Origin of the sequence: Mesorhizobium sp. BH1-1-4 (assembly GCF_020165665.1) — a bacterium.
Taxonomy (GTDB): Bacteria; Pseudomonadota; Alphaproteobacteria; order Rhizobiales; family Rhizobiaceae; genus Mesorhizobium.
In genome coordinates this window covers 1-24,382 of the sequence record NZ_JAIUIN010000041.1, presented here as the reverse complement: position 1 = coordinate 24,382, position 24,382 = coordinate 1, and the positions used below count along the sequence as shown (strand labels likewise).

The window sequence follows — 24,382 nt, the reverse complement described above, 5'->3', positions numbered from 1 at the left end:
CGGTCCTCCCGGCGGACAAGAAAACTGTCACCCATGCAATCAGTCCATTCTGTTACCTATCTATCCGGTTCGGACACTCGACACCTCTCCCCCGATCGACGGGGGAGAGGAAAGCCGCCAAGCTGTCTAAGGCGGCGCCCATCCTCCTTAGACCGAGACTTTCTTCCTCACCCGAGCCACCAGGCTCCCTTTCCTCTCCCTCCGGAGGGGGGAGAGGTGGCTCGGCGAAGCCGAGACGGAGTGGGGGAACCACCTGGCAACCGCCGCGAACGCAATAAAATGGATCAGGCGCAGGGCGCCTAAGCCGCCTTCTTCCACCCGCTCCGGATATGCTGATACCCCTCGCGATAAACCGCTTCCGGGCTCTCCGAAAAATCGCGCCAAACCTTGGTCGCCGCCGCTAGATCCTTGAGCGAGCGCCCGAACGCCTCGATGGTCAGCCAGTCGTCATAGCCGCTCTTGCGGATCGCCGCGAAAGTCTCTTTCCACGGAATGTTGCCGCGCCCCGGCACGCCGCGATCGTTCTCCGATATGTGGATATGCACGACATTGCGGCGGTGCTTCGTATAGGCGCCGATCGGGTCGGCCTCCTCGATATTGGCGTGGAAGGTGTCGTACATCGCCTTGATGTGCGGCCGGTCGATGGCGTCGATATGTTCCGACAAGTCGGCCATGGTGTTGAGAAGATAACATTCGAAGCGGTTCAGCGCCTCGAGCCCGATGGTGACACCCCGTTTGCCGGCATGGTCGCCGATAGCGCGCTGCGATGCGACCGAGCGCTTCTTTTCGGCGGCAGTCGGCCCGGATCCGGAAAAGGCGCCAAGCGTCGAATGCAGCGGACCGCTCAATGTCCGCGCACCAAGCGCATCGGCGCAATCGATGGCCCATTTCATATAGCCGATACCGGCCTTGCGCGTTGCCGCGTCGGCCGAGATCAGGTTCATTGACGGATCGCCCATCGCCGAGACCGCCGTGCGCTCCAGCCCGATGCGGTCGAGCAGGTCGCCGAGCTTTCTGTAATCATCCGGCGCACCGGCAAAGACCGGTATCTCGACCCCATCGAAGCCCGTCGCCTTGATGTTCCGCAGCAGCGCCTCGTGCTTTTTCGAGACGCTGGTCGTCCATAAGAACATGCACATGCCGATTTTCATCGACGCCCTCCCCCTCATTTGATGGCGCGTACTGGCTGTCCCGTCAGCTTCGCGCAAACTGCCCCTCATCCGGCCGCTTCGCGGCCACCTTCTCCCCGAGGGGAGAAGAGACTTAGCGTCGGCGCCACCTCCTCCTCTCCCTTGGGGGAGAGGTCGGATTGCCCCGAATTGCCCTTTGCAATTCGGCTGGCAATCCGGGTGAGGGGGCCTTCTTTACCCACCGCGCGGCTAAAGCTTCGTCCACGCCCCGTTCTTCTTCGACGACTTCACGCAGGCTTCGATGAAGGCCATGCCCTCGACACCATCCTGAATGGTCGGGAAGGCGACATCCTTTGCCGGCTTGCCACCCTTCTTGCGCGCCGCGCGGATCGCCCGCGCGGCCTCCTGATAGATGTTGGCGAAGCCCTCGAGGTAACCTTCGGGATGACCCGACGGTACGCGGCTGACGCGGCCCGCCACCGGCAGCGCACCGGCGCCATTGCGGGTGATCAACTGCTTGGGCTGGCCGAATGGCGTGTACCAGAGATAGTTGGGATCGGCCTGCACCCATTCCAGCCCGCCCTTCGAACCGTAGATGCGCAGCTTCAGGCCGTTCTCATGACCCGGCGCCACCTGGCTCGCCCAGATCATGCCCTTGGCCGGGTGCGTTTTTCCCGTCGGCTTGAAACGCAGCATGACGTTGACATTGTCGTCGAGCAGCCTGCCCGGCACGAAGGCGTCGAGATCGGCCGACAGGGAGTCGAGTTCGAGCCCGGAAACGAAGCGAGCGAGATTGTAGGCATGGGTGCCGATGTCGCCCAGCGCACCGCCGGCGCCCGCCTGCTTGGGATCGCCGCGCCACGACGCCTGCTTCTGGCCGGTGGCGGCGAGGTCCTCGGTCAGCCAGTCCTGCGGATATTCCGATTGCACGATGCGGATGTCGCCAAGCACGCCCTTGGCCACCATCTCGCGCGCCTGCCGCACCATCGGATAGGCGGTATAATTGTGGGTGAGCACGAACACCTTGCCGGTCTTCTCGACGACCGCCGCGAGCTTCTTGGCTTCGGCGAGCGTCGTGGCCAGCGGCTTGTCGCAGATCACATGGATGCCTGCCTCCAGGAAGGCCTTGGCCGCCGGCACGTGGACATTGTTCGGCGTGACGATGGCCACCGCCTCGATGCCATCCGGGCGCTTCGCCTCGGCCTTGGCCATTTCGGCGTAGGACGCGTAGCTGCGCGAGGGATCGAGCCCGAGTTCGGCTGCCGAGGCTTTCGCACGGGCCGGGTCGGACGACAGGGCGCCCGCAACCAGCACGAAATCATTGTCCAGGCGTGCCGCGATCCGGTGCACCGCGCCGATGAAGGCGCCTTGCCCGCCACCGACCATGCCGTAGCGGATCGGGCCGCCTCCCGTTTCCGACTTCGATGCGCCAACCATGTTTTTCTCCCTCGTATGAATACCTCCCCCAAGGGGGAGCGAAATCGGTGTCAGATTCCCATCATGGCGCGCAGCAGCTTCTTGTCCGTCGTGCCGGCGGCAAAGTCGTCGAATGCCTTCTCGGTCACCCGGATGATGTGGTGCTGGATGAAGGGCGCCCCTTCGGCGGCACCATCCTCAGGATGCTTCAGGCAGCACTCCCACTCCAGCACCGCCCAGGAACCGTAATTGTACTGCGTCAGCTTGGAGAAGATGCCGCCGAAATCCACTTGCCCGTCGCCGAGCGAACGGAAGCGGCCGGCGCGGTTCGTCCAGCTCTGGTAACCGGAGTACACGCCCTGCCGGCCGGTCGGATTGAACTCGGCATCCTTGACGTGGAACGCCTTGATCCGCTCATGATAGATATCGATGAATTCGAGATAGTCGAGCTGCTGCAGCAGGAAGTGCGAAGGGTCGTAATTGATGTTGCAGCGCTTGTGGCCGCCCACGGCGTCGAGGAACATCTCGAAGGTCGCCCCATCGAACACGTCCTCTGAAGGATGGATTTCGTAGCCGACATCGACACCATTGTCCTCATAGACATCAAGGATCGGCTTCCAGCGTTTGCCAAGTTCGCCAAAGGCTTCCTCGATCAGTCCGGCGGGCCGCTGCGGGAAGGGATAGAGGTAAGGGAAAGCCAGCGAGCCGGTGAACGATACCGAGACATCGAGCCCCAGATTGCGCGATGCCTTGGCGCCGAATTTCATCTGTTCGACAGCCCATTCCTGCCGCGCCTTCGGATTGTTGTGCACCGATGGCGGTGCGAAGCCATCCATCTGCGCGTCATAGGCCGGATGCACCGCCACCAACTGCCCCTGCAGATGCGTCGACAGTTCGGTGATCTCGACGCCGGCATCCGTGCAGATCCCCTTCACCTCATCGCAATAGGCCTTGGAAGACGCCGCCTTCTTGAGGTCGAACAGGCGTGCGTCCCAGGTCGGGATCTGAACGCCCTTGTAGCCGAGACCGGCGGCCCATTTGGCGATCGACGCCAGCGAATTGAACGGTGCGGCATCGCCCGCGAACTGTGCCAGAAACAGCCCAGGGCCCTTCATTGTCGTCGGCATCGGCATCCTCCTCGTTTGTCGCGACCCAGCATAGCGCCTGATGGAAGCAGGACCAGTCACTTTGGTCTTATCGCGTCGGACGCTCCGCCGACGCCGCCATTCTGGTATGACCAAATAAGGCAATCTGGTCAAGCCTCGGAATGCACTGAAAAGGCGCTCCGAGAGGGTGAAATAACGGCATATATCGCAATGTAATCAACAAACTAATCCGCCTTGAAAGTTGCGGAGCCTCGGTTGTTGCCGTCTCGAAGAATTTGCTGTAGACCTCAATTCAGGCCCAATTGGTCTAACCAGTTTGCAAGAAATGGCTGGGGATGCGTTGGGGAGGAACCCTTGCGTCGTCTTTCGGCGATGCATGTCGAAGGCAAACCATACGGACGAATCCGGGAAGGACAGACCATGCATCTTTCGACGCACAACTGGATGCGCGCGGAACCGCTTGAGACGACGCTGAAGCGCATCAAGAAATTCGGCTATGAGTCGATCGAGATTTCCGGCGAGCCAGCGCAGTACAAGACCAAGGAGACGCGGGCGTTGCTGAAGGAGCATGGCATTCGCTGCTGGGGCGCGGTGACCTTGATGCTGGGTGAACGCAACCTCGCCGCCAGGGACCAGGGCCAGCGCGAGCGCTCCGTGCAATATGTCAAGGACGTGCTGACCATGGTCGGCGAGCTCGATGGCGAGATCATCACGCTCGTTCCGGCGACAGTCGGCAAGGTGGTCCCGGACGGCACCGAGGAAGAGGAATGGAAGTGGGTCGTCGACGCGACTCGCGAATGCTTCACTCATGCCAAGAAGGTCGGCGTCAAGATCGCCGTCGAACCGCTCAACCGCTTCGAAACCTATCTGTTCAACCGCGGCGCCCAGGCGCTGGCGCTGGCCGACGCGGTCAGCCCCGAATGCGGCGTCTGCCTCGACGCCTACCACATCCACATGGAGGAATTTAACGTCCATGACGCCATCCGGCAGGTCGGAAAGCGCCTGTTCGATTTCCATGTCGCCGACAACAACCGCTTCGCCGCCGGCCTTGGCCAGATCGACTGGCCCAGGATCGTCGCGACCTTGAAGGAAGTCGGCTATGACGGCGCGCTGACCAATGAGTTCGTCGCCCCGGTCGATCGTACGCCGGCGGCACCCTATCCCGACATGGTCGAGCGTCACCCGGTCGATATCTCGCCCGAGCAGCTGAAGTTCATCCAGGACCATGGCTCCAGCGTGCTCACCGAGAAATTCTACACCGACCAGATGCGCATCACCGCCGAAACGCTGCTGCCGCTGATCAAGTAGTCGATTGCCTCTGGGAAATTTGCCCTTCCGCCCGGCCGGCGGCAGGGTTGGGGAAAAACATGCGCATCAAGACCGTCCAAGCCTGGTGGGTCCGCGTCCCGATCGAAGCCGCGAAGCAGCATCGCAGCGACTTCGGCCAGGTGATGACCTTCGACGCCGCCATCCTGCGCATCGAAACCGATGACGGGCTGGTCGGCTGGGGCGAAGGCAAGAACGCCGCCGGCAGCGCCGGCAGCTACGGCGCCCTCGTCCACATGCTGAACCAAGAAGTCGGGCCGCAATTGATCGGCCGCGATCCGGCCGACATTGGCGTCATCTGGGAGATGCTCTACAACGGCGTGCGCCACGAGAGTGCCGCTTACGCGGGCCACGCCATGCCGCAGCTGGCGCGGCGCGGCATGAGCGTCGCCGCAATCAGCGCCGTCGACATCGCGCTTTGGGACATCCTGGGCAAGTCGCTGGGCCAGCCGGTCTGGCGGCTTCTCGGTGGCCGCAAGGTCGATCGTATGCAGGCCTATGCCTCCGGTGGCTGGGCATCGGCCGATGCCATCGGCGAGCAATTGAAATCCTACATCGCCAAGGGCGGCTTCAAGGCGTTGAAGATGCGGGTCGGCGCCATGGATGGCGCGGCGCACATTTCCGCCGCCCGCGTGCGCGCCGCGCGCCAGGCGCTCGGCCCCGATGTCGAGCTGATGGTCGATGCCCACGGCACCTATACGGTCGGCGAAGCCAAGCGCTTCATCCATCTCGTCGGCGATCTCGACCTCGCCTGGTTCGAGGAGCCCGTGATCGCCGACGACAAGCCAGGCATGGCCGAAGTGCGCGCCGCCGGCACCGTTCCGATCGCCACCGGCGAAAGCGAGGCGACGCGCTATGCCTTCCGCGACCTCGCCGTGCTCAAGGCGGCCGACATCTTTCAGCCGGACCCGGCGTTCTGCGGTGGCATCAGCGAGGCAATGAAGATCGGCACCATCGCCAGCGCCTTCAATTTGCGCTTCGCGCCGCATCTATGGGCCGGCGCGCCATGCTTCTTCGCCGGGCTGCATGTCTGTGCCGCATCGCCTTCGAGTTTCACGGTCGAATATTCGCTCGGCGCCAATCCGATGATCCACGATCTGGTCGAAGAGACTGTCGAAGCCAGGGACGGTATGATAGCGATCCCGGGAAAGCCCGGATTGGGATTCACCGTTTCGGAGCGATTCCTGGAGGCGCACGCGCAACGCTGTTGACGATGAAAGAAAAGAACCTTCTCGCGGAACTCGCCGCCTATCTGTTCTCCCACTCGGACAAGGAGACCGGACGCACGCCATCGGAACGTGAACTGGCGGAGCATTTCGCCGTCAGTCGCGGCCAGATCCGTGAAGCGCTCGCCATTCTCGAGGCCATGCGCATCGTCGAGCGCCGCGCCAAATCAGGCATCTATGTCGACACCAAACAGGCCAGCGTCGAGGCGCTGGCGCTGTTCGCCCGCGCCGGCCTGCCGCTCGATCCGCTGCAGATCTATGAAACGGTCGAGTTGCGCAAGATCCATGAGATCAAGGCGGCGGAGCTTGCCTGCTCGCGCGCCACCGAGGAGAATTTCGAACGGCTGCGCGAAATCTTGAAGGCGTCCGAGGAGCGTATCGCCGCTGGCGAAGGCTTGGCCAAGGAAGACCGCGAATTCCACCTCGAAATCGTCCGCGCCACCAAGAACAGCGTCTTCCACAACATCTGCAGCGTCTATTATCTGATGGGCGAGCAGCGCCTGCCGATCTACTTCAACGACCCCGAACGCAGCGTGCGCTCGCATGCCGAGCACGTGCAGATCTACGAGGCTCTGCTGCGTCGCGACGGCAATCTCGCCCAGGCGCTGATGAGTGCCCATCTGCAGGGCGCGGAGAGCTATTGGAAGGGGTTGATCGAGGGCGGCAAGGCGGCCGCGCCCACGAGTCCGGCGCTCGAAAAGGCCTGACCGTGGCTCAGACCGTGCCAAAGATCCTGTCGACCCATCCGCTGCACCCACGCGCCTCGGCCAAGCTCGCCGGCGCCGGTCAACTCGTCATCGCTTCAGCGCTCGATGCCGTCACCTTGGCCAGGGAGGCGAAGGACGCCGACATCGTCATCGTGCGCGCGCCGCTGCCGCCGGCACTGTTCGAGGGCGCCTGGAAACTGAGGGCCGCGATCCGCCATGGCGCCGGGCTCGACATGATCCCGATGGAGGCAGCCTTGGCAGCCGGCGTGCTCGTGGCCAACGTGCCGGCGGTCAACGCCCGCTCGGTCGCCGAGCATGTCATGTTCACCGCGCTTGCGCTGCTCCGGCAATTCCGCAGGGTCGACCGCGACCTGCGCGCCAAGGGTTGGCTCGCCGGCCGCGAGCATGCCAATTCCAACATCGAACTCGCCGGCAAGACCATCGGCATCGTCGGCCTTGGCGCCGTCGGGCAAGCGGTCGGTCACATCGCAGCGCACGGCTTCGACCTGAAAGTGGTGGCGACGACGCGCAGCATGCAGCCGGCGCCGGAAAAAGTCGGTTTCCTGTCGATCGACGCGCTGGTCGAGCAGAGCGATATCATCGTTCTCTGCTGCCCGCTGACGCCGGAGACACGCGGCCTGATCAGCCGCGAGCGCATCGCCCGCATGAAACCCAACGCACTGCTGATCAACGTGTCGCGCGGGCCGGTGGTCGACGATGACGCGCTGATCGATGCCTTGCGGGAGCGCCGCATCGGCGGTGCCGCGCTCGATGTTTTCTCGACGCAGCCGCTGCCGTCGAACCATCCCTATTTCGGCTTCGACAATGTCATCATCACCCCGCATATGGCGGGCATTACCGAAGAATCGATGATGCGCATGGGCGTCGGCGCGGCCGGCGAAGCCCTGCTGGTGCTGGCGGGCAAGCTGCCGGTCAATCTGCGCAATCCTGAAGTGGTCGATCACTACCGGCGGCGGTTTCCAAACCAGATATAGCAATCGCGCTTTCGCCCCATTTCTTAGCGACCCTGCGGCCATGTCCGGTCTTCGCCACGCTTTTCTGGCTGCCACCGCTCTCCTGGTCTGCGCCTTGCCATCCCCGGCAATGGCCGAGAGCAGCTATGTCTATTGCGACAACGGGCTGCGCTGCTTCAAGGCGCCCTGCCCATCGAACAGCGTGCTCGACCTCGCCACCGGCAAGATCATCAAAGGTGTCTCGATCGACACCAGTCGATTGCCGCCGAAGGACAAGGCGATGACCGATGCGTCCGACGTGCTTTATGCCGGCAAGATCGTCGTCAGGGGATCTATGGAACATCGAACCCAGACCTTCACCGGCAAGGACTACAGCCTGCCTTGGCTGGTCGCGACGAGCATCGTGCGCACCGCCAAGGACAGTGAGCGCAAGCACTGCTTCTCACGCAAGCAATGATCGCCAAGAGCATGCTTCCGGCCTGAAGCGGAACAGAACTGTCAGGAGGCCAGCAAAGCCTCCATCGAGGCGGCGATCCTCAACAAGCGGCGGTCATGACCGTTGCGCGCGACCAGCATCAAGCCGGCAGGCGGCGTCATGGCTGGCATCGGCAATGAGATCGCGCAGAGGTCGAACTGATTGGCGACCTGGGTGTTGCGCAACAGCAGCCCTTCGGTGCGCTCGCGCAGTTCGGCATCCTTGGCCAGGGAGGCGATGGTCGGCGCCGTCACAGGCGTGGTCGGCAACGCCAGCACGTCAACCGACGCCAGCCGCTCATCCATGGCGGCGGCCAGCGCTGCGCGGCGGCGCAGCGCCCTGATATAGATCGGAGCCGTCAGCAGTGCCGCCCGCGCCAAAGGCCCGCTGACATGCGGGTCGACAGCCACGGGTGCGCCGGTCGCCAGCCAGTCGGCATGCACTTCGGCTCCTTCCATGGCCGCGATCGAACCGCGCTTAGTGGCCGTGCGCAACTCCGCGATAATGTCGTCGATCGACAGATCCGCAATGTGCGCGCCGGCCTGTTCGATCCTGCCAAGACAATGCTGAAAGACCGCGGCAACCTCGCCCTCTATGTCGCCGAAAAGAACGCCGCGCGGAATGCCAATGCGAAGCCCGGCGAGTGGAATGGCTGCCAATTCGTTCGACACCTCGCCGGCCATCACCGCGTCGGCGGCGGCGCATTGCGAGACGGTTCGGGCGAGCGGCCCGACCGAGTCCAATGTGCCCGAAAGCGGAAAGGCGCCGGTCAGCGGCACGCGCCGCGCTGTCGGTTTGAAGCCGACGACACCATTGAGCGCCGCCGGAATGCGGATCGAGCCACCGGTGTCGGATCCGATCGAGATGTCGCTTGTGCCCTCGCCAACAGACACGCCGGCGCCCGAGGACGAACCGCCTGGAATGCGCCTAGGGTCGACGGCATTGCCTGGCGTTCCGTAATGCATGTTGTCGCCGATCGCGGTGAAGGCGAATTCGGTCATGTTGGTCTTGCCGATGATGACCGCACCGGCTTGCCGAAGCCGGCTGACGATGGCCGCGTCGCGCTGAGCCGGCGCAGCGGTCTTGCGCATCAGCGAGCCGGCCGTCGTTGGTTCGCCGGCGACATCGAACAGATCCTTGATCGAGACGATGGTGCCGTCGAGTGGGCCAAGCGTCACGCCGGCTCGTTTGCGGGCCTCGCTGGCGTCAGCCGCGGCCCGTGTCGCTTCGGCATAAAGCTTCGTGAAGACCTTCTCGTCGGCCGCACGGTTGGCAAGACGTGACAGGATGATTTCGAGATGGTCGCGGATTGATTGCATGTCGATGTCGGACTCCGCCAGGATAAAACGTCCTTAGGGCAAGCAGCCGCCAGGCCCGCGAAACGAATAACCCGGCCAGCGTGCCTTTGCACCTGCCAGCGATAGGAAGATACTGATGCTGTACAAGGGCAGCTGCCACTGCGGCAAGGTTGCTTTCGAGGTGGAAGGCGAGCTTGGCGGCGTCATCAGGTGCAATTGTTCGATCTGTGCCCGCAAGGCCGCGCTGCTATGGGCCGTGCCACATGACAAGCTTACCCTCATTGCCTGGGGCGATGATCTTGGCCGCTACACATTCGGCGATGCGAAAATAGCGCACCGTTTCTGCCGCAGCTGCGGCCTCCATCCCTTCGCCGAGGATGTCAGCGCAGGTGCGGAGCACAGCGCTTACATCAACATCAACTGTATCGATGATGTCGACCCGTCTACCTTGTCGATCTTCGATTTCGACGGGCGTTCGGCTTGAAGCCGACTGCTACCGGTAGCCTGTCGCATCGGCTGGCTTGCCGGCATCCTGAACCTCCGGAACATAGCGCCAGGCATCGGGCCGCGAGCCGTCGAGATCGGTAAAGCCATAGACTTGCGCCAGCCCTCCACTGGACAGCGACTGACCGTTCCAGCGCGAGCGATCCGGATCCGCCGCCAAGGCAGCCACGGCGCGGCCGACGAAGCGCGGCGTCTCGGAAATGACAAAATGCGGCACTTTCGCCGTCGCGTCGCGCCAGTTTTCCTCGGCGACGCCATAAATCTCCAGCATCATTTCCGATCGCATCCAGCCCGGCGTCAGCGAGACCGATGTGGCGCCGTGTTTCGCCAAGTCCTTGGCGTGGGCCCAGGCCATGCGGTTCACCGCCACCTTGGCAAGGTCGTAGAAGGGCGACAGGCGATAATGCTCGGCATTGTATGCGGCGGTGCCGTCGGTGATTTCGACCAGCAGCCCGCCCGGCCGCTCGATCATCAGCGGCAAGGCATGGTGCGCGGTGATCAGATGCGTGTCGATGGCCAGGCGTAGCATGCGCAGGCCGTTCTCCAGATTGTGCTCCCAGACCGGCTTGTCCCATTCGAACAGCTTTTCGCCGCCCCAGACATCGTTGACCAGTATGTCGAGCCGACCCTGCTCGGCGCGAATGCGCCCGACCAGCCCGCGCACGTCGTCGGCGATCAGATGATCCACCTTCACGGCGATGCCCTTGCCGCCATTCGCGGTGACCAATTCCGCCGTCTCCTCGATGGTCTCCGACCGGGCATATTCGGATTGCTGGCCGCGCGTGCTCCGCCCCGTGACATACACAGTTGCACCGGCGACACCGAGTTCGACCGCTATGCCGCGCCCGGCGCCTCGTGTGCCGCCGGCAACCAGGGCAACTTTTCCTTGCAACGTCATTGAACTCTCCCAAAACAGCATCATCGATCAAATCCGAGCTGGCTAATGCCGCTCGCAACATATATAAATGATCATTCGGTTATATTGGAATGTCAAGATGACCCGTCCCAAAACCCGGTCCGACGAGCAGGTGCTGGAAGCCGCCTTGCGATTGATCCACGAGCATGGCCCGGAGGCGCTCACCTTCGAGCGTCTGGCTAAAGCCTGCGGCCTGTCCGGCGCAACCCTGGTGCAGCGGTTCAAGAACAAGGCTCGGTTGAAGCAGCGCACCTTGCTGCATGCCTGGGACGACCTGGACGACAAGACAAGGGCGCTCGCCGCCAGCATGCCCAAGACCCCGGCCGGCGCCATCGACTTGCTGGTGGCGCTGTCGCAGGGCTATGGCGGCATCGAGTCCTATGCCGAAGGCCTGCTCGTCTTGCGCGAGGATCTGCGCGATCCCGTGCTCAGGGCGCGCGGCGCGGCCTGGAAGGCATTCCTGTGCACCGCTCTTGCGTCCTGCTTCGCTGAAGTCGACGACCCGCCACAAGACGTCGGCCTGCTGATGGCGTCGCATTGGCAAGGTGCCTTGCTATGGTGGAGCTTCGATCCGACGATCGAAGTGGCCGTCTATGTCGAGGACAGTCTCGACCGCTTCGTCGCTGCCATCTCAACGCAAACGGCCCGAAAACCGTAGGGTTCCCGGGCCGTTGCCAGTGGTGGCTGTTGGAGAGACTATTCGGCCTGCTTCGGGCCGCGCAGGAACACCACGATGGCAGCCAGCAGCGTTGCGATGCCGCAATAGGCAAAGGCGCTGGCAACGCCTGCATGGTCGACCAGCAGGCCGCCAAACACAGCGCCCATCGCGATCGCCACCTGGAAGGTCGCCACCATCAGGCCGCCAGCGCTCTCGGCCTGGTCGGGCGCTGCCCGCACCAGCCAGCTCTGCAGCCCGACCGGCACCGCGCCGAAGGCGAAGCCCCAGGCCGCGACGGCAGCGGCGGCGATCATGGGCGACGCGCCAAGGATCAGCATCGAGGCGGCCGCCAATGCGATCAGCAGCGGTGCCAGCGCAACCGCTGCCTTGAGGTTGCGTTCGGCAAGGAAGCCGCCGGCAATGTTGCCGAAGAAGCCGCCAATGCCATAGGCCAGCAGCACCAGCGAGATCGTCTCGATGTTGAGCACCGGCACCTTCTCGAGGAAGGGACGGACATAGGTGAAGCCGGCAAAGTGCCCGGACGCGACCAGCAGCACGACCAGCAGGGCAACCCTGATCGACGGCCGCTCCAGCACTTCTAGCAAGGTTCGGAAGCTCGCGACACCGACCGGCGGCAGCTTCGGAATGGTGGCCAACTGCACCAGCAGCGCTAATGCCCCGACGAGGGTCGCGATCATGAAGGCCGTGCGCCAGCCCCAGATGTCGCCGACATAGGCGCCGACCGGAGCGGCGGTGACGGTGGCCAGCGACACGCCGGTGAGGATGATCGACATGGCGCGCGGCATCAGCCGCATCGGCACCAGCCGCAGCGCCATGGCCGCCGACATCGCCCAGAAGCCGCCAAGGGCGACACCGAGCACGACACGGGCGAGCAGAAGCGTGGTTAGCGACGAGGCGAAGGTGGCCAGGAGGTTGGAAAGGATGAGGAAAACCGTCAGCATCCACATCACCAGCCTGCGGTCCATGCGCCTTGTGACGATGGCCATGGTGGGCGCGGCGATGGCGCCGACGATGGCGGTTGCCGTCACCGCCTGGCCGGCCACGCCTTCGCTGACGCCGAGATCACGCGCCATCGGCGTCAGCAGGCTGGCGGGCAGGAATTCGGCGGTGACAAGGCCGAAAACGCCCAGGGCCAGCGAGACGACCGCGCCCCACGCCGGTTCGGTTCGTTCATCGGATTCGACGGGGTTGAGAAGTGCGGCGTCAATGGCGCCTGTCGCGGGTTCGGCCATGGTCGGTCTCCGATCTGTTTGCGGCGCCGCATGGAAAATGACCGGCTCGGGTTCCACCCGTTACATGCCTCGCCGCCATGGCTTGGCTATGCGGCCGGTCTACGGTTCGTTGCAACGCAGCATTGGGCTGCAACGCAACATGGGAGTGACAAGTTGGAGTTTCCATGTTAGAAACTCCGGAATGAATTACAATTCGTCCAAAATGGCGCGGCCGACTTCTGGCGACCCGCTGAGCGACATGCTGCGCGGATTGCGTCTCGACGGCGTCGACTATGGCCGCTGCGTGTTGGGCGAGCCTTGGGCCGTTTCCTTCCCGGCCCAGAAAGCCGCGCGGTTTCATTTCATCGGCCAGCAGGGCTGCTGGCTGTTCTCACCAGCCAGGGAGTGGATCGAACTCTCGGTGGGCGACGCACTTCTGATCCCGCGCGGTGACGAGCATGTCCTGGCCAGCGCGCCCGGCGTGCCCCCGGTGCCGATCGGCCGCTACACGATCGAACCGGTGTGCGAGAACATCTACGACGTCTCCAACGAGTGCGGCGGCCCCAAGACCTTGCTGTTTTGCGGCAGCATGCATTTCAATCTCGACGGCTCGCATCCGCTGCTCGACATGATGCCCACCCTGATGCAGGCGCACAAGTTGATGGCGAACGCGCCGGGCATTCAGCATCTGCTCGACGCGATGGCCGGCGAGGTGACGATGGACCGGGTCGGTTCCGGCGGGATCCTTGCCCGCCTTGCCGATGTGCTCGCCGCCACGATCATCCGCTCCTGGGTGGAGAACGGCTGCGGCGATGCCACCGGCTGGATCGCCGCCGTCCGCAATCCCGACGTCGGCAAGGTGCTGGCGACCATCCACCTGCAGCCGGATCGCGATTGGAGCGTCGAGGCACTGGCGCGGATGATGGGAGCCTCGCGCTCGGCTTTTGCCCAGCGCTTCGCCACGGTGGTCGGAGAAACACCGGCCAAATATGTGCTGCGCGTGCGCATGCATCAGGCCAGGCAATGGCTGGCGCGGGACGGCATGAGGGTATCGGTCGCGGCGGCGAAACTGGGCTATGATTCGGAAGCATCCTTCAGCCGTGCCTTCAAGCGGGTGATGGGCGTGGCGCCGAGCCATCTGCGCCATAGCGGTGCCGGCGAAGAGCCGTCCTGACGTCAGCCACCAAAATCACTTCCAATCCTTCCCGGTCTGGAGGAATTGCCAGGTCTTTTGGACGCAGCGTCATGGCCGGCCGGCATCCGGCGGATAAGCTGGCCCGTGGAGGAAGTCCCATGGCCAATCATTTCGCACTGCTCGCGCTTGGTGTCCTGTCGGTCATTCCCGGACGCGCCTTTGCCCTCGAGGACAGCTATCTGCCGGCAGGAAAGATCCCCTACGTCGCCGAGGCGCCAGACCAGCCGCAGCGCCTGGGACCACTGTGGGGCGAAAGGGCCAAGGGTCCAGCCGGAACATTACTGAAAGTCCCGGGCAACTGGCGCGCCCCCGTCCACGCGCACACCGCCGACTATCGCGCCGTGGTCATCCAGGGCCTATGGGCGCACTGGCAGATGGAGGGCGGTGAGGCGACCAAGGTCGAACTGCCGCCTGGCTCCTACTGGACCCAGAAGGCCAACGAGATGCATGACGACGCCTGCCTCTCGGACACCGAATGCGTGATCCTTTTGCTCAACACCGAACCCTACGAGACCTATCTGCCGAAGTAGAGACCGGACGAACCGTTCGAGCGGCATTGCCCCCCGACATTGATTGCAGAGGGCAGTCATGCTATACATCTGGTTGAGGTGCCGAGTCGCGCCAAGAACCCGCCGCGAGGCGGGTTTTGTTTTGGGGCGCTGTCCAAGGTGCTTCTCCGCGACACCTCGGTCGCGACGTCATCCAGCGTGCCGTAAGCTCACGCCGCTGCCCTTGTCGAACAGCACCACCTTGTCCGGGTTCCAGGCAAAACGCACCGGCTGCTCGATCGCGACATCGGTCCTGGCCGGCACCGTGGCGCGCAGGGTAGTGTCGCCGACCCGCAGCGTCAGGATCTTTTCGACGCCATGGTTCTCGACGTCGTGGACACGCGCCTCGACCGGTGCGCCGCTTTCCAGATAGACATCCTCCGGACGAATGCCGAAGACGAGCGGGCGCCCCTCGGTCGCCGCACCCGCTTTGGCTCCCCCCGCGAACGGCAGTTCGAAATTCAGCGGTGCCATCACCGCGCGGCCGTTCACCAGCCTGCCGTCGATGAGGTTCATCGGCGGCGAACCGACGAAGCTCGCCACATAGGTGTCGCGCGGATTGTTGTAGATCTCGTGCGGCGTGCCGGTCTGGATGATGCGGCCATGATTGAGCACACCAACCTTGTCGCCCATCGACATAGCCTCGATCTGGTCGTGGGTCACGAACAGGAAGGTGGCGCCGAGCTGTATCTGTAGGTTCTTCAACTCGGTGCGCAGCGCCTCGCGCAATTTGGCGTCGAGCGCCGACAGCGGCTCGTCCATCAGGAATACGCGCGGCTTGCGCACGATGGCGCGGCCGATGGACACCCGTTGCATCTCGCCGCCGGACAGCCGGTCGGTCTTGCGGTCGAGCAGATGCTCGATCCTGAGCGTGCGGGCGGCGCGGTCGACGCGATCCTTGATCTCGGCGTCCGGCAGCCGGCGGATCTTCGGCTTCAGCGGAAATTCGAGGTTCTCGCGCACCGTGTAGCGCGGATAGAGCGAGTATTGCTGCAGCACCAGCGCCACGTCGCGCTCGGCCGCGCCCCAGTCGGCAACGTCGACCCCATCGATGAAGACCTGGCCTTCGCTCGGCTTTTCCAGCCCGGCGATCAGCCGCAGCGTCGTCGTCTTGCCGGCGCCCGTCTCGCCGAGCAGGACGAAGAATTCGCCATCGGCAATGTCGAGGTCGAGCCCGGTCAAGGCCGTGTGGTTGCCGAAAGTCTTGGAGATGTTCTTGAGCTGGATATGGGCCATCAGAGCCTCACCTCAAGCGACTTGCCGCTTGCCTTGTCGAAGAAATGCGCCTGCGTCGGATCGATCCTGGCGAACACTTTCTCGCCGGGACCGCTGACGAAGCCGCTCTTGGTGCGCGCTCTCAGCATCTTGGTGCCGACCTTCAGGTCGACGATGTCGAAGGAGCCGAGCGGCTCGACGATCTGGGTCTCGACGGCCATGAAGCCGTCGGCCGCGTCACGGCGAATGAGCACCCCTTCGGGCCGGATACCGAGCGCCAACCCATCGCCGGCATGACCGTTGAGCTTCGACAGCAGCGTGCTGGGAAACTCGAAGCCGGTAGCCGCGTCGCCCACGGTCACCGATGCGGCCGAGGCTTTCTCCGTCACCGCCGCGTCAGCGACATTCATCACCGGGCTGCCGACGAACTGGGCCACGAACAGATTGGCCGGCCGCGAATAGACCTCGTCGGGCGTTCCCACCTGCTGCAGCACGCCCTCATGCATGATGACGATGCGATCAGCTAGGCTCATCGCCTCGATCTGGTCGTGCGTCACATAGATGGTGGTCGAGCCCTGCTTGATGTGCAGCCGCTTGATCTCGGCCCGCATCTCCTCGCGCAGCTTGGCGTCGAGCGCGCCGATCGGCTCGTCCATCAGCATCGCCTTCGGCCGCCGCACCAGCGCCCGGCCGATCGCCACCCGCTGCATGTCGCCGCCCGACAGTGCCGACGGCTTCTTCGCCAGCAAATCCGTTATCTGCAGCGTCTTGGCGACCGAGCGCACTTCCTGGTCGATCTCGCTTTTGCTCTTGCGCGTGGCGCGCAAGGGAAAGGCGATGTTCTCGTAGACGCTCATGTGCGGGTACAGCGAGAACGACTGGAACACCATGGCGATGTCGCGGTCGGCGGCCTTCAGATGCTGGACCGGTTTGCCGTCGATGAGGATGTCGCCCTCGTCGATGGTTTCCAGTCCGGCGATGGCGCGCAAGGTCGTCGTCTTGCCGCAGCCGGACTGGCCGAGCAGCACGATGAACTCATTGTCCGCGATCTTTAGGTTGAGGTCCTTGATGACCTGGACGGCACCGAAGAATTTCTGGACGCCGCGAAGCTCGATCTGGGTCAATGCTGTGCTCCCGGATTTCGCGCATCCGCGCCATGACCGGTGCCGGCCTGTTCCTCCGGCGCGATCTTCGAGGTGATGTTGAAGCCGATCAGCCCGATCAGGATGATGGTCAGGCCGTAGGTGTGCAGGGTCATGTTCCAGGGTTGGCACAGCGCCACGATGCCGAGCACCATGAGTATCTGCGAGCCCGGTTCCAGATATTTCTGATTGATGGTGCGAAAGCTCATTTGCGGATCGCTCCGAAGGACATGCCGCGCAGCAGATGATTGCGAAGCAGGAAGGTGAAGATGGCGACCGGCAGCAGGAACAGGAAGGTTCCGGCGGCGATCACCGTCCAGTCAGGCAGGCCGGAGCCGACCTGGCTCGGGATGAAGGGCGGCGCCGTCTGGGCGCGGCGGTTGGTCATGATCAGCGCGAAGGCGTATTCGTTCCAGGCCGTGATGAAGCAGAAGACGGCGGTGGCGGCGATGCCGGTGGCGGCCTCGGGCAGCACGATCTTGAAGAAGGCTTCCATGCGGGTGTAGCCGTCGACGAGTGCCGCCTCCTCATACTCCTTCGGGATTTCGTCCATGAAACCCTTCATCAGCCACACCGAGAAGGACAGGTTGAAGGCGGTGTAGAGGATGATCAGGCCTATGTGGGTATCGTTGAGGCCGACCGCGCGGTACATCAGGAACATCGGGATCGCCACCACCACCGGGGGCAGCATGCGCGTCGACAGGATGAAGAAGAGCAGGTCCGCCTCTCCTTTCACCTTGAAGCGCGAGAAGCCATAGGCGGTGAACGTGCCCATGCCGACCGCCAGCACCGTCGACGTGATGGCGATGATCAGCGAGTTCAGGAAGCGGCTCGGATAGCCCGACCACTGCACCTGGCCCTTGCCGTCGCGCACGATCTTTTCACCACCGTCGAACACAACACGCTCCCACCATGGCGCCGCGGCGTACTCTTCCGGCGACGGCGGACTGCGCAATTGGGAGCGCTTGGTGAACAGCTTCACGAAGGGCGAAATCTCCGGCTGGAAGACGACGGTCGGCGGAATGGTGGTGGCAAGATTGCGCGGCTTGAACGCCGTCGAGGCGATCCAGTAGATCGGCGCCAGGAAGATGATGGTCACCAACAGCACGGCGACGATGGCGACGCGGTTGAAGGTGATTTCGGAAGAAGTGCGGACGGCGGCCATCTCAGCGCTCCTTCACCTTGTTGAGGTATTTGACGTAGATGTTGGTGATCGCCAGCACCATGATCAGCACGATATAGGCCATCGCGCAGGAGCGCCCGGTCTGCCATTCCTGGAAGGCCATCTTGTAGAGCCGGATCGAGATCAGCTCCGCCGTCGGCTGGCTGGTCAGGATGTAGGCGAGATCGAAAGTCTTGAATGCTTCCATGGTGCGGAAAATGACCGCGATCATCAGGATCGGCGCGACCAGCGGCAGCGTGATGCGGAAGAAGGTATAGAACGGCCCGGCGCGGTCGATCGCGGCGGCCTCATAGAGATGCTTCGGCACCGCCGACAGCCCGGCCAGCGACAGCAGCATGACGAAGGGCGACCACATCCAGATGTCGGTCAACGCAACGGCGTAGAGCGCCATCTTGGGATCGGCCAGCCACTCGAAATTGCCGAGCCCGAGCGCATAGTTGATGACGCCCCATGACGGGTCGTAAAGCAGCTTCCAGAACAGCCCGACCACCGCCATCGACAGCATCATCGGCAGCAGCAGCAGCGTGGTGATAAGGCCCTTGAGCGGAATATCCCGGTTGAGCAGCATCGCCACGCCGAAGCCGACCAGGAGCTGTCCGACGACCGAGACAATCACGTATTTCGCCGTAATGGCGAAGTTCGCCCAGACATAGGGGTCGTTGAGCAGGTCGCGATAGTTCTGCAGCCCGACGAAATTCGCCGGCGCATTGGTCGACGCGCGAAAATCGGTGAAGGAATAGCCGAGCGAGTAGATCAGCGGAAAAATGTTGAAGACGATCAGGAACAGAACCGTCGGAATGATGAAGAGATTGCGGATGGAAATATCGCTCAGGCCGCGTGCCGCGGCGCGCGAGGATCTGTCGAGGGTGGTGATCATCGTGGTCGCCAAGACCCTGCTCCCGGTTCAAGAAAAAGAAACGGAGGAGGCGACACCGCCCCCTCCGCGGGACATGAAGGATTATTGCACGCGGCCGTATTTCTTGAAGGTCGCGTTCCAGTCGCCAGCCAGTGCGTCCAGCGTTTCCTTGGCGGTGCCACTGCCGCCGATCATGTAGGGGTAGATGCGCTGGTTGAGCTGCTGCAGCAGTTCGGCGTATTCCGGCACCGCCCAGAAGTCCTTCACCTTGAACATGGTCTCGTAGAAGGCCTTGTTGTAGGGCGTGGCGTTCTGGAACTCAGGCGACTTGAGCACTGCCTGGCTGCAGGTGTAGCCGCCAAGGGCCGCCCACTTCTTCTGGGTCTCGTCCTTGATGAACCATTCGAGGAACTTCATCGCCTCGTCCTGCTTCTTCGAGTACGAAATGACGGAGATGCCTTGCCCGCCGAGTGCGGCGAACTGGTCGCCATTTGGACCGGGAGGATTGGCGAAGAAGCCGGTGTTCTTGGCATTCGGGTTCGACGCCTCGTTGATCAGCGAGGGGAAGAACGCGAAGAAGTTCATGCTCATCGCGGCCAGGTTTTCCGTGATTGCCTGGTTGTCCTCGACGAAGAACGATTTGGCCCAGCCCGGAGGCGTGAACTTGTAGAGTTCCTTGTAGGCATCGAGCGCGGCAACCGCCTTGTCGGAGTTGATATGGCCGTCGACCTTGTAGGTCGTGTAGTCGCCCAACTCACCGCCATAGGAGAACAGCGCGTTCTCGAAGCCCATCGCCATCGCGTCATAGGAATTGTCGGTGTAGATGGCGATGCCGTATCTCTTCTGGTCGGGCCGGTGGAAGAACTCCGCGATGTCGCGCAGCGCCTTGAAATCCTTCGGCACGTCGAGGTCGTAGCCATACTTGGCCTTGAAGGCTTCCTTCTCCTTCGGATCCTCGAACCAGTCCTTGCGATAGGACCAGCCGACGGCGTCGCCCTCGAGCGGGATCGCCCAGTATTTGCCGCTGTTGCCGGGATACTCGGCATAATATTTCACCGTCGCCGGTGCCATGACGTTGCCGAGATCATGCTTCTTGAAGAAATCGGTCAGGTCCACATAGTGGCCACCGGTGGAGCCGGCGCCGAGCCACTGCGAGTCGCCAACAACCAGGTCATAGGCGTCGCCATGGGCGTTGAACTCGGTGAAGGCCTTGGTCTGGAAGTCGGACCAGGGCGTGGTTTCCACCGTGATCTTGACGCCGGTTTCCTTCTCGTACTCGTTGCCGAGTTCCTGCAGGTAATTGGCCGGATCCCATTCCGCCCAGAAGATGGTGAGCGACTTTTCCTGCGCGTAGACGGACGTTCCGCAGGCAAGCGTTAAGCCGATACCAGCAAGCACGCTGGTCACTAACTTGCGCATAATGATTTCCTCCCTTGTGCGCATTCTACCTTGTCTTGCGAGCCGGCGACGGAGCCGGCCCTGGTAGTTCCTCCGTGGTCGCGCTTTTCCAAACTTGGAGCCTCCTCGCTCTGTCCGGAAATGGATCGCAGCCCTCACTTTCGATCCGCTTTTCTTTCCAAATCTGGTATTACCAATTGTGAATGCCCGTCAAGCCCTTTCTTGAGCAAGGATGCCGGACAAAGTCAGCGAATTTCAGACTTATCCAACTGTTTTCACTATCTTTTCCTACTCATTGATACGTTTTGGCCTTGTGTGGACTTTTGCATTGGAACTAATATCGGCAGTCGACACTCAAATCTGGTCCAACCAGATAAGCGCTATTTCTGCGTCGTTGCCAGCATGATCCGGGCCGTGTCGGCGCCCGACTCGGCGATCGCCGCCCGCACCAGCGCACGCGCCGCCCATTGCGCGACCGACATCGTCCGGCGGCTGTCCAACCCCCATATATCCTTGAGCACGATCAGCACCTCGACGCCGAAGATCAGCGACAGCGCCTGCGCCAGCCGCTTGAGGTCGCGCGGCGGCAGGCGATCCTTGAGCGGCGCGAGCGCCTCCTTCAGCAATTCGACGCGATGGCCGCGCGTGAAGGCCGGCTCGCCGCCCAGCGTGCCCGCCTGGCGCCGCGCCCATTGATCGAGCGACAGTTTCAGCGCCGCCTTGAATGTCGCCTCGAAGGCCTCGATGCGCGGCATGGCGGTATCGAACAGTTCGGCCACGCGGCGCTCGGCATCGGCGGCGGTGGATTTCCAGGTGAGGATCGGCCCGAGCCCCTCGTCGACGACCGCCTGCACCAAGGCTGCCTGGCTGGGAAAATAGCGATAGGCGGTGGCGCGGGACACTTGCGCCGCCTCCGCCACCTCGCTGACCGACGGCGTGACACCCGCCTGCATCAACCTTGTCGCCGTCTCCAGCATCAGCCGTTTCGTACGCGCGCGGGGTCCGCGCTCGGCTCTCTCACCGGCATCGTCGTTCGTTGCGGGTTGTTGACGTGAGACATCCATACCAATACGATACGCGCGTCTCAAAAAATTGCAATGGCAGCCGGTGCGATCCTGGCGATGAGATACAAGCATCGCAGCCGCCGGGATTGGGAACCTTGATGAAGCGCGTCTATGTGGTGGGCACGGCTGACACGAAGGGCGAGGAACTCGGCTTCCTGGCCGACGCCATCGCTGCCACCGGCGCCCTCGTCTGCCGTGTCGATGTCGGAACGCGCGAGGCAACAATATCCGTCGACATCGGCGCCAAGGATGTCGCGGCGCATCATCCCGCCGGCGGCACGGCCGTGCTCGGCGGCAATGACCGTGGCGCGGCTGTCGCCGCCATGGGCGTCGCCTTCACCCGTTTCATCCAGTCGCGAAATGACATTGCCGGCGTGATCGGCGTTGGCGGCGGCGGCGGCACCTCGATTATCACCGCGGGCATGCGCGCGCTGCCGCTCGGCCTGCCCAAGATCATGGTCTCGACGCTGGCCTCCGGCGACACCGCCCCTTACGTCGACGTCTCCGATATCATCATGATGCCATCGGTGACTGATATGGCCGGGCTGAACCGGCTCTCCCGGGTCGTGCTGCACAACGCCGCTCAGGCGATTTCAGGCATGGCAGGCAATCCAGCACCGGCAGCGGACGGCAAGGCGTCGATCGGCCTCACCATGTTCGGCGTCACCACGCCTTGCGTGACCGCAATCGCCGATCAATTGCGCGACATCTACGACTGCATGGTGTTCCACGCCACCGGCACCGGCGGCCGCAGCATGGAGAAACTGGCCGACAGCGGCCTGCTGTCGGGTGTCATCGACATCACCACGACGGAGGTCTGCGACCTGCTGTTCGGCGGCGTGCTGCCGGCGACACAGGATCGGTTCGGCGCCGTCGCCCGCACCGGCCTGCCCTATGTCGGTTCGGTGGGCGCGCTCGACATGGTCAATTTCTGGGCGCCTTCGACCATCCCGGAACGGTATCGTGGCCGCCTGTTCTACGAGCACAACCCGAATGTCACGCTGATGCGCACGACCGCGCGGGAATGCCGCGCGATCGGCGAATGGATCGGTGCCAAACTCGCTTTGTGCGAAGGCCCGGTGCATTTCCTGATCCCGGAAAAAGGCGTCTCCGCGCTCGACATCGAAGGCGGCGCCTTCTTCGATCCGGAAGCCGACGCCGCCCTGTTCGAAGCCATCGAGCGCACCATCAGGCCGAATGCGACGCGCCGCGTCACCCGCTTGCCGCTGCACATCAACGATCCGGAATTCGCCCAGGCGGCAACCGCCGCCTTCCTCGACATCGCCAGACAGTGAGACCCAGACATGCCAGCCATACCGCGCAAGGACATATTGAAGAAATTCCGGGGAATGATCGACAAGGGCGTGCCGATCGTCGGCGGCGGCGCCGGCACCGGCCTGTCGGCCAAGGCCGAGGAAGCCGGCGGCATCGACCTGATCATCATCTACAATTCCGGCCGCTATCGCATGGCCGGACGCGGCTCGGCCGCCGGCCTGCTCGCCTATGGCAATGCCAACGAGATCGTCAAGGAAATGGCCTACGAGGTCTTGCCGGTGGTCAAGAAGACCCCCGTGCTGGCCGGCGTCAACGGCACCGATCCCTTCGTCATCATGCCGCTGCTTTTGGCGGAACTGAAGACGATGGGCTTTTCCGGCGTGCAGAATTTTCCGACCATCGGCCTGTTCGACGGCAGCATGCGGCAGAGTTTCGAGGAAACCGGCATGGGCTTCGGCCTCGAGGTCGACATGATCGCCGAGGCACACAAGCTCGACCTCTTGACCACGCCCTATGTCTTCAACCCGGAAGAGGCGCGCGCCATGACCAAGGCCGGCGCCGACATCATCGTCGCCCATATGGGCGTGACCACGGGCGGCTCGATCGGCGCCACGTCTGCCAAGTCGCTGGACGATTGCGTCGTGGCCATCGACGCCATTTCGGAAGCGGCGCGCTCGGTGCGCAAGGACGTCATCCTGCTTTGCCATGGCGGCCCGATCTCGATGCCCGACGATGCCCGCTACATTCTCTCTCGTGCCAAGGGCCTGCACGGTTTTTATGGCGCGAGCTCGATGGAACGGCTGCCGGCGGAAGCCGCGATCGCCAGGCAAACGGCGGATTTCAAGGCCGTCACGCTGGGCGGCGACAAAGCGCCCGCGAGGAAAAAGAAGGGATGATGAGAGATGACCGACAAGAGCAAGGTGTTTGTCCACCCGAAGGATGTCGACGCCTTCGGCTTCGACTGGGGGAAATTGTCACTGACCGTAGCGCCCGAAGTGAATGGCGCGACCCGCTTTTCAGGCGGCGTCGTCGACCTGCCCTCGGGCAAGGGCCATACCCGCCACAACCATCCGGGTGCGGAAGAGATCATCTTCGTCATTTCGGGCCATGGCGAACAAATGGTCGAGGACGAGCAAGGCAATCCGGTGGTCGAGAAGGTCGGCCCCGGCTGCACCATCTATGTGCCGGAAAGCCGCTTCCACTCGACGCTAAATACGGGTGATGCGCCGATGCAGCTCTTCGTTGTCTATTCGCCAGCCGGGCCGGAACTGGGCTTGCGGGAGCTGCCGGATTTCAGGCTGATCCCGGCGAGCGGAAAGTAATCGCGCAAAGGCCCCCTCATCCGTCCGCTTCGCGGCCACCTTCTCCCCGAGGGGAGAAGAGGCTGACACCGGCGCATGCGCCTTCTCTCCCCTCGGGGAGAGGTCGGATTGCCCGAATTGCCCCGCAATTCGGTTTGGCAATCCGGGTGAGGGGGACTGCGCCGACCTTGCCCCTACAGACCCCCACCCCTGTTCCAACCCAGTCTCGTATACACA

General features: G+C 63.3%; 25 protein-coding genes. 12 read left to right on the top strand and 13 right to left on the bottom strand.

The window, feature by feature from the left end; genetic code table 11:
* Window positions 1-299 precede the first annotated feature (299 nt).
* The 3 genes from LB569_RS31420 to LB569_RS31410 form a co-directional block, all read right to left on the bottom strand.
* Window positions 300-1,151, bottom strand: a complete 852-nt coding sequence (locus LB569_RS31420) for a sugar phosphate isomerase/epimerase family protein (protein ID WP_224695365.1) — start codon at window positions 1,149-1,151, stop codon at window positions 300-302.
* A 228-nt stretch (window positions 1,152-1,379) separates the two neighbouring features.
* Entirely contained in the window at window positions 1,380-2,567 is a 1,188-nt protein-coding gene (locus tag LB569_RS31415; RefSeq protein WP_224695364.1) for a Gfo/Idh/MocA family protein, read from the bottom strand.
* Between the two features lie 50 nt (window positions 2,568-2,617).
* Entirely contained in the window at window positions 2,618-3,673 is a 1,056-nt protein-coding gene (locus LB569_RS31410; protein ID WP_224695363.1) for a sugar phosphate isomerase/epimerase family protein, read from the bottom strand.
* Window positions 3,674-4,072: 399 nt separating this feature from the next.
* Between LB569_RS31410 and LB569_RS31405 the strand changes: the two genes are divergently transcribed.
* The 5 genes from LB569_RS31405 to LB569_RS31385 are packed head-to-tail and all read left to right on the top strand — an operon-like array spanning window position 4,073 to window position 8,342.
* Window positions 4,073-4,960 (top strand): sugar phosphate isomerase/epimerase family protein, encoded by an 888-nt coding sequence (locus tag LB569_RS31405; protein WP_015315643.1) that lies wholly within the window; start codon window positions 4,073-4,075, stop codon window positions 4,958-4,960.
* Window positions 4,961-5,019: 59 nt separating this feature from the next.
* Entirely contained in the window at window positions 5,020-6,189 is a 1,170-nt protein-coding gene (locus LB569_RS31400; RefSeq protein WP_224695362.1) for a mandelate racemase/muconate lactonizing enzyme family protein, read from the top strand.
* Window positions 6,190-6,191: 2 nt separating this feature from the next.
* Complete coding sequence (locus LB569_RS31395) at window positions 6,192-6,911, top strand: FadR/GntR family transcriptional regulator (protein ID WP_224695367.1); 720 nt, start codon at window positions 6,192-6,194, stop codon at window positions 6,909-6,911.
* A gap of 2 nt (window positions 6,912-6,913) precedes the next feature.
* On the top strand, window positions 6,914-7,906 hold the full coding sequence (locus LB569_RS31390; protein ID WP_411970268.1) for an NAD(P)-dependent oxidoreductase: 993 nt from the start codon (window positions 6,914-6,916) through the stop codon (window positions 7,904-7,906).
* 40 nt (window positions 7,907-7,946) lie between these two features.
* On the top strand, window positions 7,947-8,342 hold the full coding sequence (locus tag LB569_RS31385; RefSeq protein ID WP_224695361.1) for a hypothetical protein: 396 nt from the start codon (window positions 7,947-7,949) through the stop codon (window positions 8,340-8,342).
* A gap of 41 nt (window positions 8,343-8,383) precedes the next feature.
* On the opposite strand, the gene LB569_RS31380 is transcribed toward LB569_RS31385, so the two are convergent.
* On the bottom strand, window positions 8,384-9,679 hold the full coding sequence (locus LB569_RS31380; protein WP_224695360.1) for an amidase: 1,296 nt from the start codon (window positions 9,677-9,679) through the stop codon (window positions 8,384-8,386).
* 115 nt (window positions 9,680-9,794) lie between these two features.
* On the opposite strand from LB569_RS31380, the gene LB569_RS31375 reads away from it, so the two are divergent.
* Window positions 9,795-10,142 (top strand): GFA family protein, encoded by a 348-nt coding sequence (locus LB569_RS31375; protein WP_224695359.1) that lies wholly within the window; start codon window positions 9,795-9,797, stop codon window positions 10,140-10,142.
* Between the two features lie 9 nt (window positions 10,143-10,151).
* Here LB569_RS31375 and LB569_RS31370 read toward each other — a convergent pair whose 3' ends face one another.
* The gene (locus LB569_RS31370; protein WP_224695358.1) at window positions 10,152-11,060 is read right to left on the bottom strand and encodes an SDR family oxidoreductase; all 909 of its coding nucleotides are present in this window, start codon (window positions 11,058-11,060) and stop codon (window positions 10,152-10,154) included.
* Between the two features lie 97 nt (window positions 11,061-11,157).
* Between LB569_RS31370 and LB569_RS31365 the strand changes: the two genes are divergently transcribed.
* The gene (locus LB569_RS31365) at window positions 11,158-11,736 is read left to right on the top strand and encodes a TetR/AcrR family transcriptional regulator (RefSeq protein WP_224695357.1); all 579 of its coding nucleotides are present in this window, start codon (window positions 11,158-11,160) and stop codon (window positions 11,734-11,736) included.
* Window positions 11,737-11,774: 38 nt separating this feature from the next.
* On the opposite strand, the gene LB569_RS31360 is transcribed toward LB569_RS31365, so the two are convergent.
* Window positions 11,775-12,989, bottom strand: coding sequence for an MFS transporter (locus tag LB569_RS31360; protein ID WP_224695356.1), 1,215 nt, complete (start codon window positions 12,987-12,989; stop codon window positions 11,775-11,777).
* A gap of 181 nt (window positions 12,990-13,170) precedes the next feature.
* Between LB569_RS31360 and LB569_RS31355 the strand changes: the two genes are divergently transcribed.
* Window positions 13,171-14,142 carry an AraC family transcriptional regulator gene (locus LB569_RS31355; protein ID WP_224695355.1) on the top strand — a complete coding sequence of 324 codons (972 nt, stop codon included), beginning with the start codon at window positions 13,171-13,173 and terminating at the stop codon, window positions 14,140-14,142.
* Between the two features lie 119 nt (window positions 14,143-14,261).
* The gene (locus LB569_RS31350) at window positions 14,262-14,693 is read left to right on the top strand and encodes a DUF4437 domain-containing protein (RefSeq protein WP_140704010.1); all 432 of its coding nucleotides are present in this window, start codon (window positions 14,262-14,264) and stop codon (window positions 14,691-14,693) included.
* A gap of 168 nt (window positions 14,694-14,861) precedes the next feature.
* Here LB569_RS31350 and LB569_RS31345 read toward each other — a convergent pair whose 3' ends face one another.
* The 7 genes from LB569_RS31345 to LB569_RS31315 all read right to left on the bottom strand — a co-directional run bounded on the left by LB569_RS31345 (window position 14,862) and on the right by LB569_RS31315 (window position 21,569).
* A complete protein-coding gene (locus LB569_RS31345; RefSeq protein ID WP_140704008.1) occupies window positions 14,862-15,947 on the bottom strand; it encodes an ABC transporter ATP-binding protein in 1,086 nt (361 codons plus the stop codon).
* The gene (locus tag LB569_RS31340) at window positions 15,947-17,050 is read right to left on the bottom strand and encodes an ABC transporter ATP-binding protein (protein ID WP_224541881.1); all 1,104 of its coding nucleotides are present in this window, start codon (window positions 17,048-17,050) and stop codon (window positions 15,947-15,949) included. Before LB569_RS31340 ends, LB569_RS31345 begins: the two co-directional genes overlap by 1 nt.
* Complete coding sequence (locus LB569_RS31335) at window positions 17,047-17,277, bottom strand: hypothetical protein (RefSeq protein ID WP_224695354.1); 231 nt, start codon at window positions 17,275-17,277, stop codon at window positions 17,047-17,049. Before LB569_RS31335 ends, LB569_RS31340 begins: the two co-directional genes overlap by 4 nt.
* On the bottom strand, window positions 17,274-18,233 hold the full coding sequence (locus LB569_RS31330) for a carbohydrate ABC transporter permease (protein ID WP_027144637.1): 960 nt from the start codon (window positions 18,231-18,233) through the stop codon (window positions 17,274-17,276). The genes LB569_RS31335 and LB569_RS31330 overlap by 4 nt, the downstream gene beginning before the upstream one ends.
* A 1-nt stretch (window position 18,234) precedes the next feature.
* The gene (locus LB569_RS31325; RefSeq protein ID WP_224695353.1) at window positions 18,235-19,140 is read right to left on the bottom strand and encodes a carbohydrate ABC transporter permease; all 906 of its coding nucleotides are present in this window, start codon (window positions 19,138-19,140) and stop codon (window positions 18,235-18,237) included.
* 69 nt (window positions 19,141-19,209) lie between these two features.
* A complete protein-coding gene (locus LB569_RS31320; protein WP_140704002.1) occupies window positions 19,210-20,526 on the bottom strand; it encodes an ABC transporter substrate-binding protein in 1,317 nt (438 codons plus the stop codon).
* 359 nt (window positions 20,527-20,885) lie between these two features.
* Window positions 20,886-21,569 carry a TetR/AcrR family transcriptional regulator gene (locus LB569_RS31315; RefSeq protein ID WP_224695352.1) on the bottom strand — a complete coding sequence of 228 codons (684 nt, stop codon included), beginning with the start codon at window positions 21,567-21,569 and terminating at the stop codon, window positions 20,886-20,888.
* Between the two features lie 98 nt (window positions 21,570-21,667).
* Between LB569_RS31315 and LB569_RS31310 the strand changes: the two genes are divergently transcribed.
* From LB569_RS31310 to LB569_RS31300, 3 genes are read left to right on the top strand one after another with little or no spacing between them, the layout of a single operon-like run.
* Window positions 21,668-22,864 carry a Tm-1-like ATP-binding domain-containing protein gene (locus tag LB569_RS31310; protein WP_224695351.1) on the top strand — a complete coding sequence of 399 codons (1,197 nt, stop codon included), beginning with the start codon at window positions 21,668-21,670 and terminating at the stop codon, window positions 22,862-22,864.
* A gap of 9 nt (window positions 22,865-22,873) precedes the next feature.
* Window positions 22,874-23,740, top strand: coding sequence for a phosphoenolpyruvate hydrolase family protein (locus tag LB569_RS31305; protein WP_224695350.1), 867 nt, complete (start codon window positions 22,874-22,876; stop codon window positions 23,738-23,740).
* Between the two features lie 6 nt (window positions 23,741-23,746).
* Window positions 23,747-24,166: a cupin domain-containing protein gene (locus LB569_RS31300; protein ID WP_224695349.1), complete on the top strand. Its 420-nt coding sequence runs from the start codon at window positions 23,747-23,749 to the stop codon at window positions 24,164-24,166.
* The last annotated feature ends 216 nt before the right edge of the window (window positions 24,167-24,382 follow it).

Excerpts from the sequence above, each read along its gene's own strand:
- LB569_RS31420 (WP_224695365.1), bottom strand. The coding sequence starts at position 1,151 with ATGAAAATCGGCATGTGCATGTTCTTATGGACGACCAGCGTCTCGAAA.
- LB569_RS31415 (WP_224695364.1), bottom strand. The coding sequence starts at position 2,567 with ATGGTTGGCGCATCGAAGTCGGAAACGGGAGGCGGCCCGATCCGCTAC.
- LB569_RS31410 (WP_224695363.1), bottom strand. The coding sequence starts at position 3,673 with ATGCCGACGACAATGAAGGGCCCTGGGCTGTTTCTGGCACAGTTCGCG.
- LB569_RS31405 (WP_015315643.1), top strand. The coding sequence starts at position 4,073 with ATGCATCTTTCGACGCACAACTGGATGCGCGCGGAACCGCTTGAGACG.
- LB569_RS31400 (WP_224695362.1), top strand. The coding sequence starts at position 5,020 with ATGCGCATCAAGACCGTCCAAGCCTGGTGGGTCCGCGTCCCGATCGAA.
- LB569_RS31395 (WP_224695367.1), top strand. The coding sequence starts at position 6,192 with ATGAAAGAAAAGAACCTTCTCGCGGAACTCGCCGCCTATCTGTTCTCC.
- LB569_RS31385 (WP_224695361.1), top strand. The coding sequence starts at position 7,947 with ATGTCCGGTCTTCGCCACGCTTTTCTGGCTGCCACCGCTCTCCTGGTC.
- LB569_RS31380 (WP_224695360.1), bottom strand. The coding sequence starts at position 9,679 with ATGCAATCAATCCGCGACCATCTCGAAATCATCCTGTCACGTCTTGCC.
- LB569_RS31375 (WP_224695359.1), top strand. The coding sequence starts at position 9,795 with ATGCTGTACAAGGGCAGCTGCCACTGCGGCAAGGTTGCTTTCGAGGTG.
- LB569_RS31370 (WP_224695358.1), bottom strand. The coding sequence starts at position 11,060 with ATGACGTTGCAAGGAAAAGTTGCCCTGGTTGCCGGCGGCACACGAGGC.
- LB569_RS31365 (WP_224695357.1), top strand. The coding sequence starts at position 11,158 with ATGACCCGTCCCAAAACCCGGTCCGACGAGCAGGTGCTGGAAGCCGCC.
- LB569_RS31360 (WP_224695356.1), bottom strand. The coding sequence starts at position 12,989 with ATGGCCGAACCCGCGACAGGCGCCATTGACGCCGCACTTCTCAACCCC.
- LB569_RS31355 (WP_224695355.1), top strand. The coding sequence starts at position 13,171 with ATGAATTACAATTCGTCCAAAATGGCGCGGCCGACTTCTGGCGACCCG.
- LB569_RS31350 (WP_140704010.1), top strand. The coding sequence starts at position 14,262 with ATGGCCAATCATTTCGCACTGCTCGCGCTTGGTGTCCTGTCGGTCATT.
- LB569_RS31345 (WP_140704008.1), bottom strand. The coding sequence starts at position 15,947 with ATGGCCCATATCCAGCTCAAGAACATCTCCAAGACTTTCGGCAACCAC.
- LB569_RS31335 (WP_224695354.1), bottom strand. The coding sequence starts at position 17,277 with ATGAGCTTTCGCACCATCAATCAGAAATATCTGGAACCGGGCTCGCAG.
- LB569_RS31330 (WP_027144637.1), bottom strand. The coding sequence starts at position 18,233 with ATGGCCGCCGTCCGCACTTCTTCCGAAATCACCTTCAACCGCGTCGCC.
- LB569_RS31320 (WP_140704002.1), bottom strand. The coding sequence starts at position 20,526 with ATGCGCAAGTTAGTGACCAGCGTGCTTGCTGGTATCGGCTTAACGCTT.
- LB569_RS31315 (WP_224695352.1), bottom strand. The coding sequence starts at position 21,569 with ATGGATGTCTCACGTCAACAACCCGCAACGAACGACGATGCCGGTGAG.
- LB569_RS31310 (WP_224695351.1), top strand. The coding sequence starts at position 21,668 with ATGAAGCGCGTCTATGTGGTGGGCACGGCTGACACGAAGGGCGAGGAA.
- LB569_RS31305 (WP_224695350.1), top strand. The coding sequence starts at position 22,874 with ATGCCAGCCATACCGCGCAAGGACATATTGAAGAAATTCCGGGGAATG.
- LB569_RS31300 (WP_224695349.1), top strand. The coding sequence starts at position 23,747 with ATGACCGACAAGAGCAAGGTGTTTGTCCACCCGAAGGATGTCGACGCC.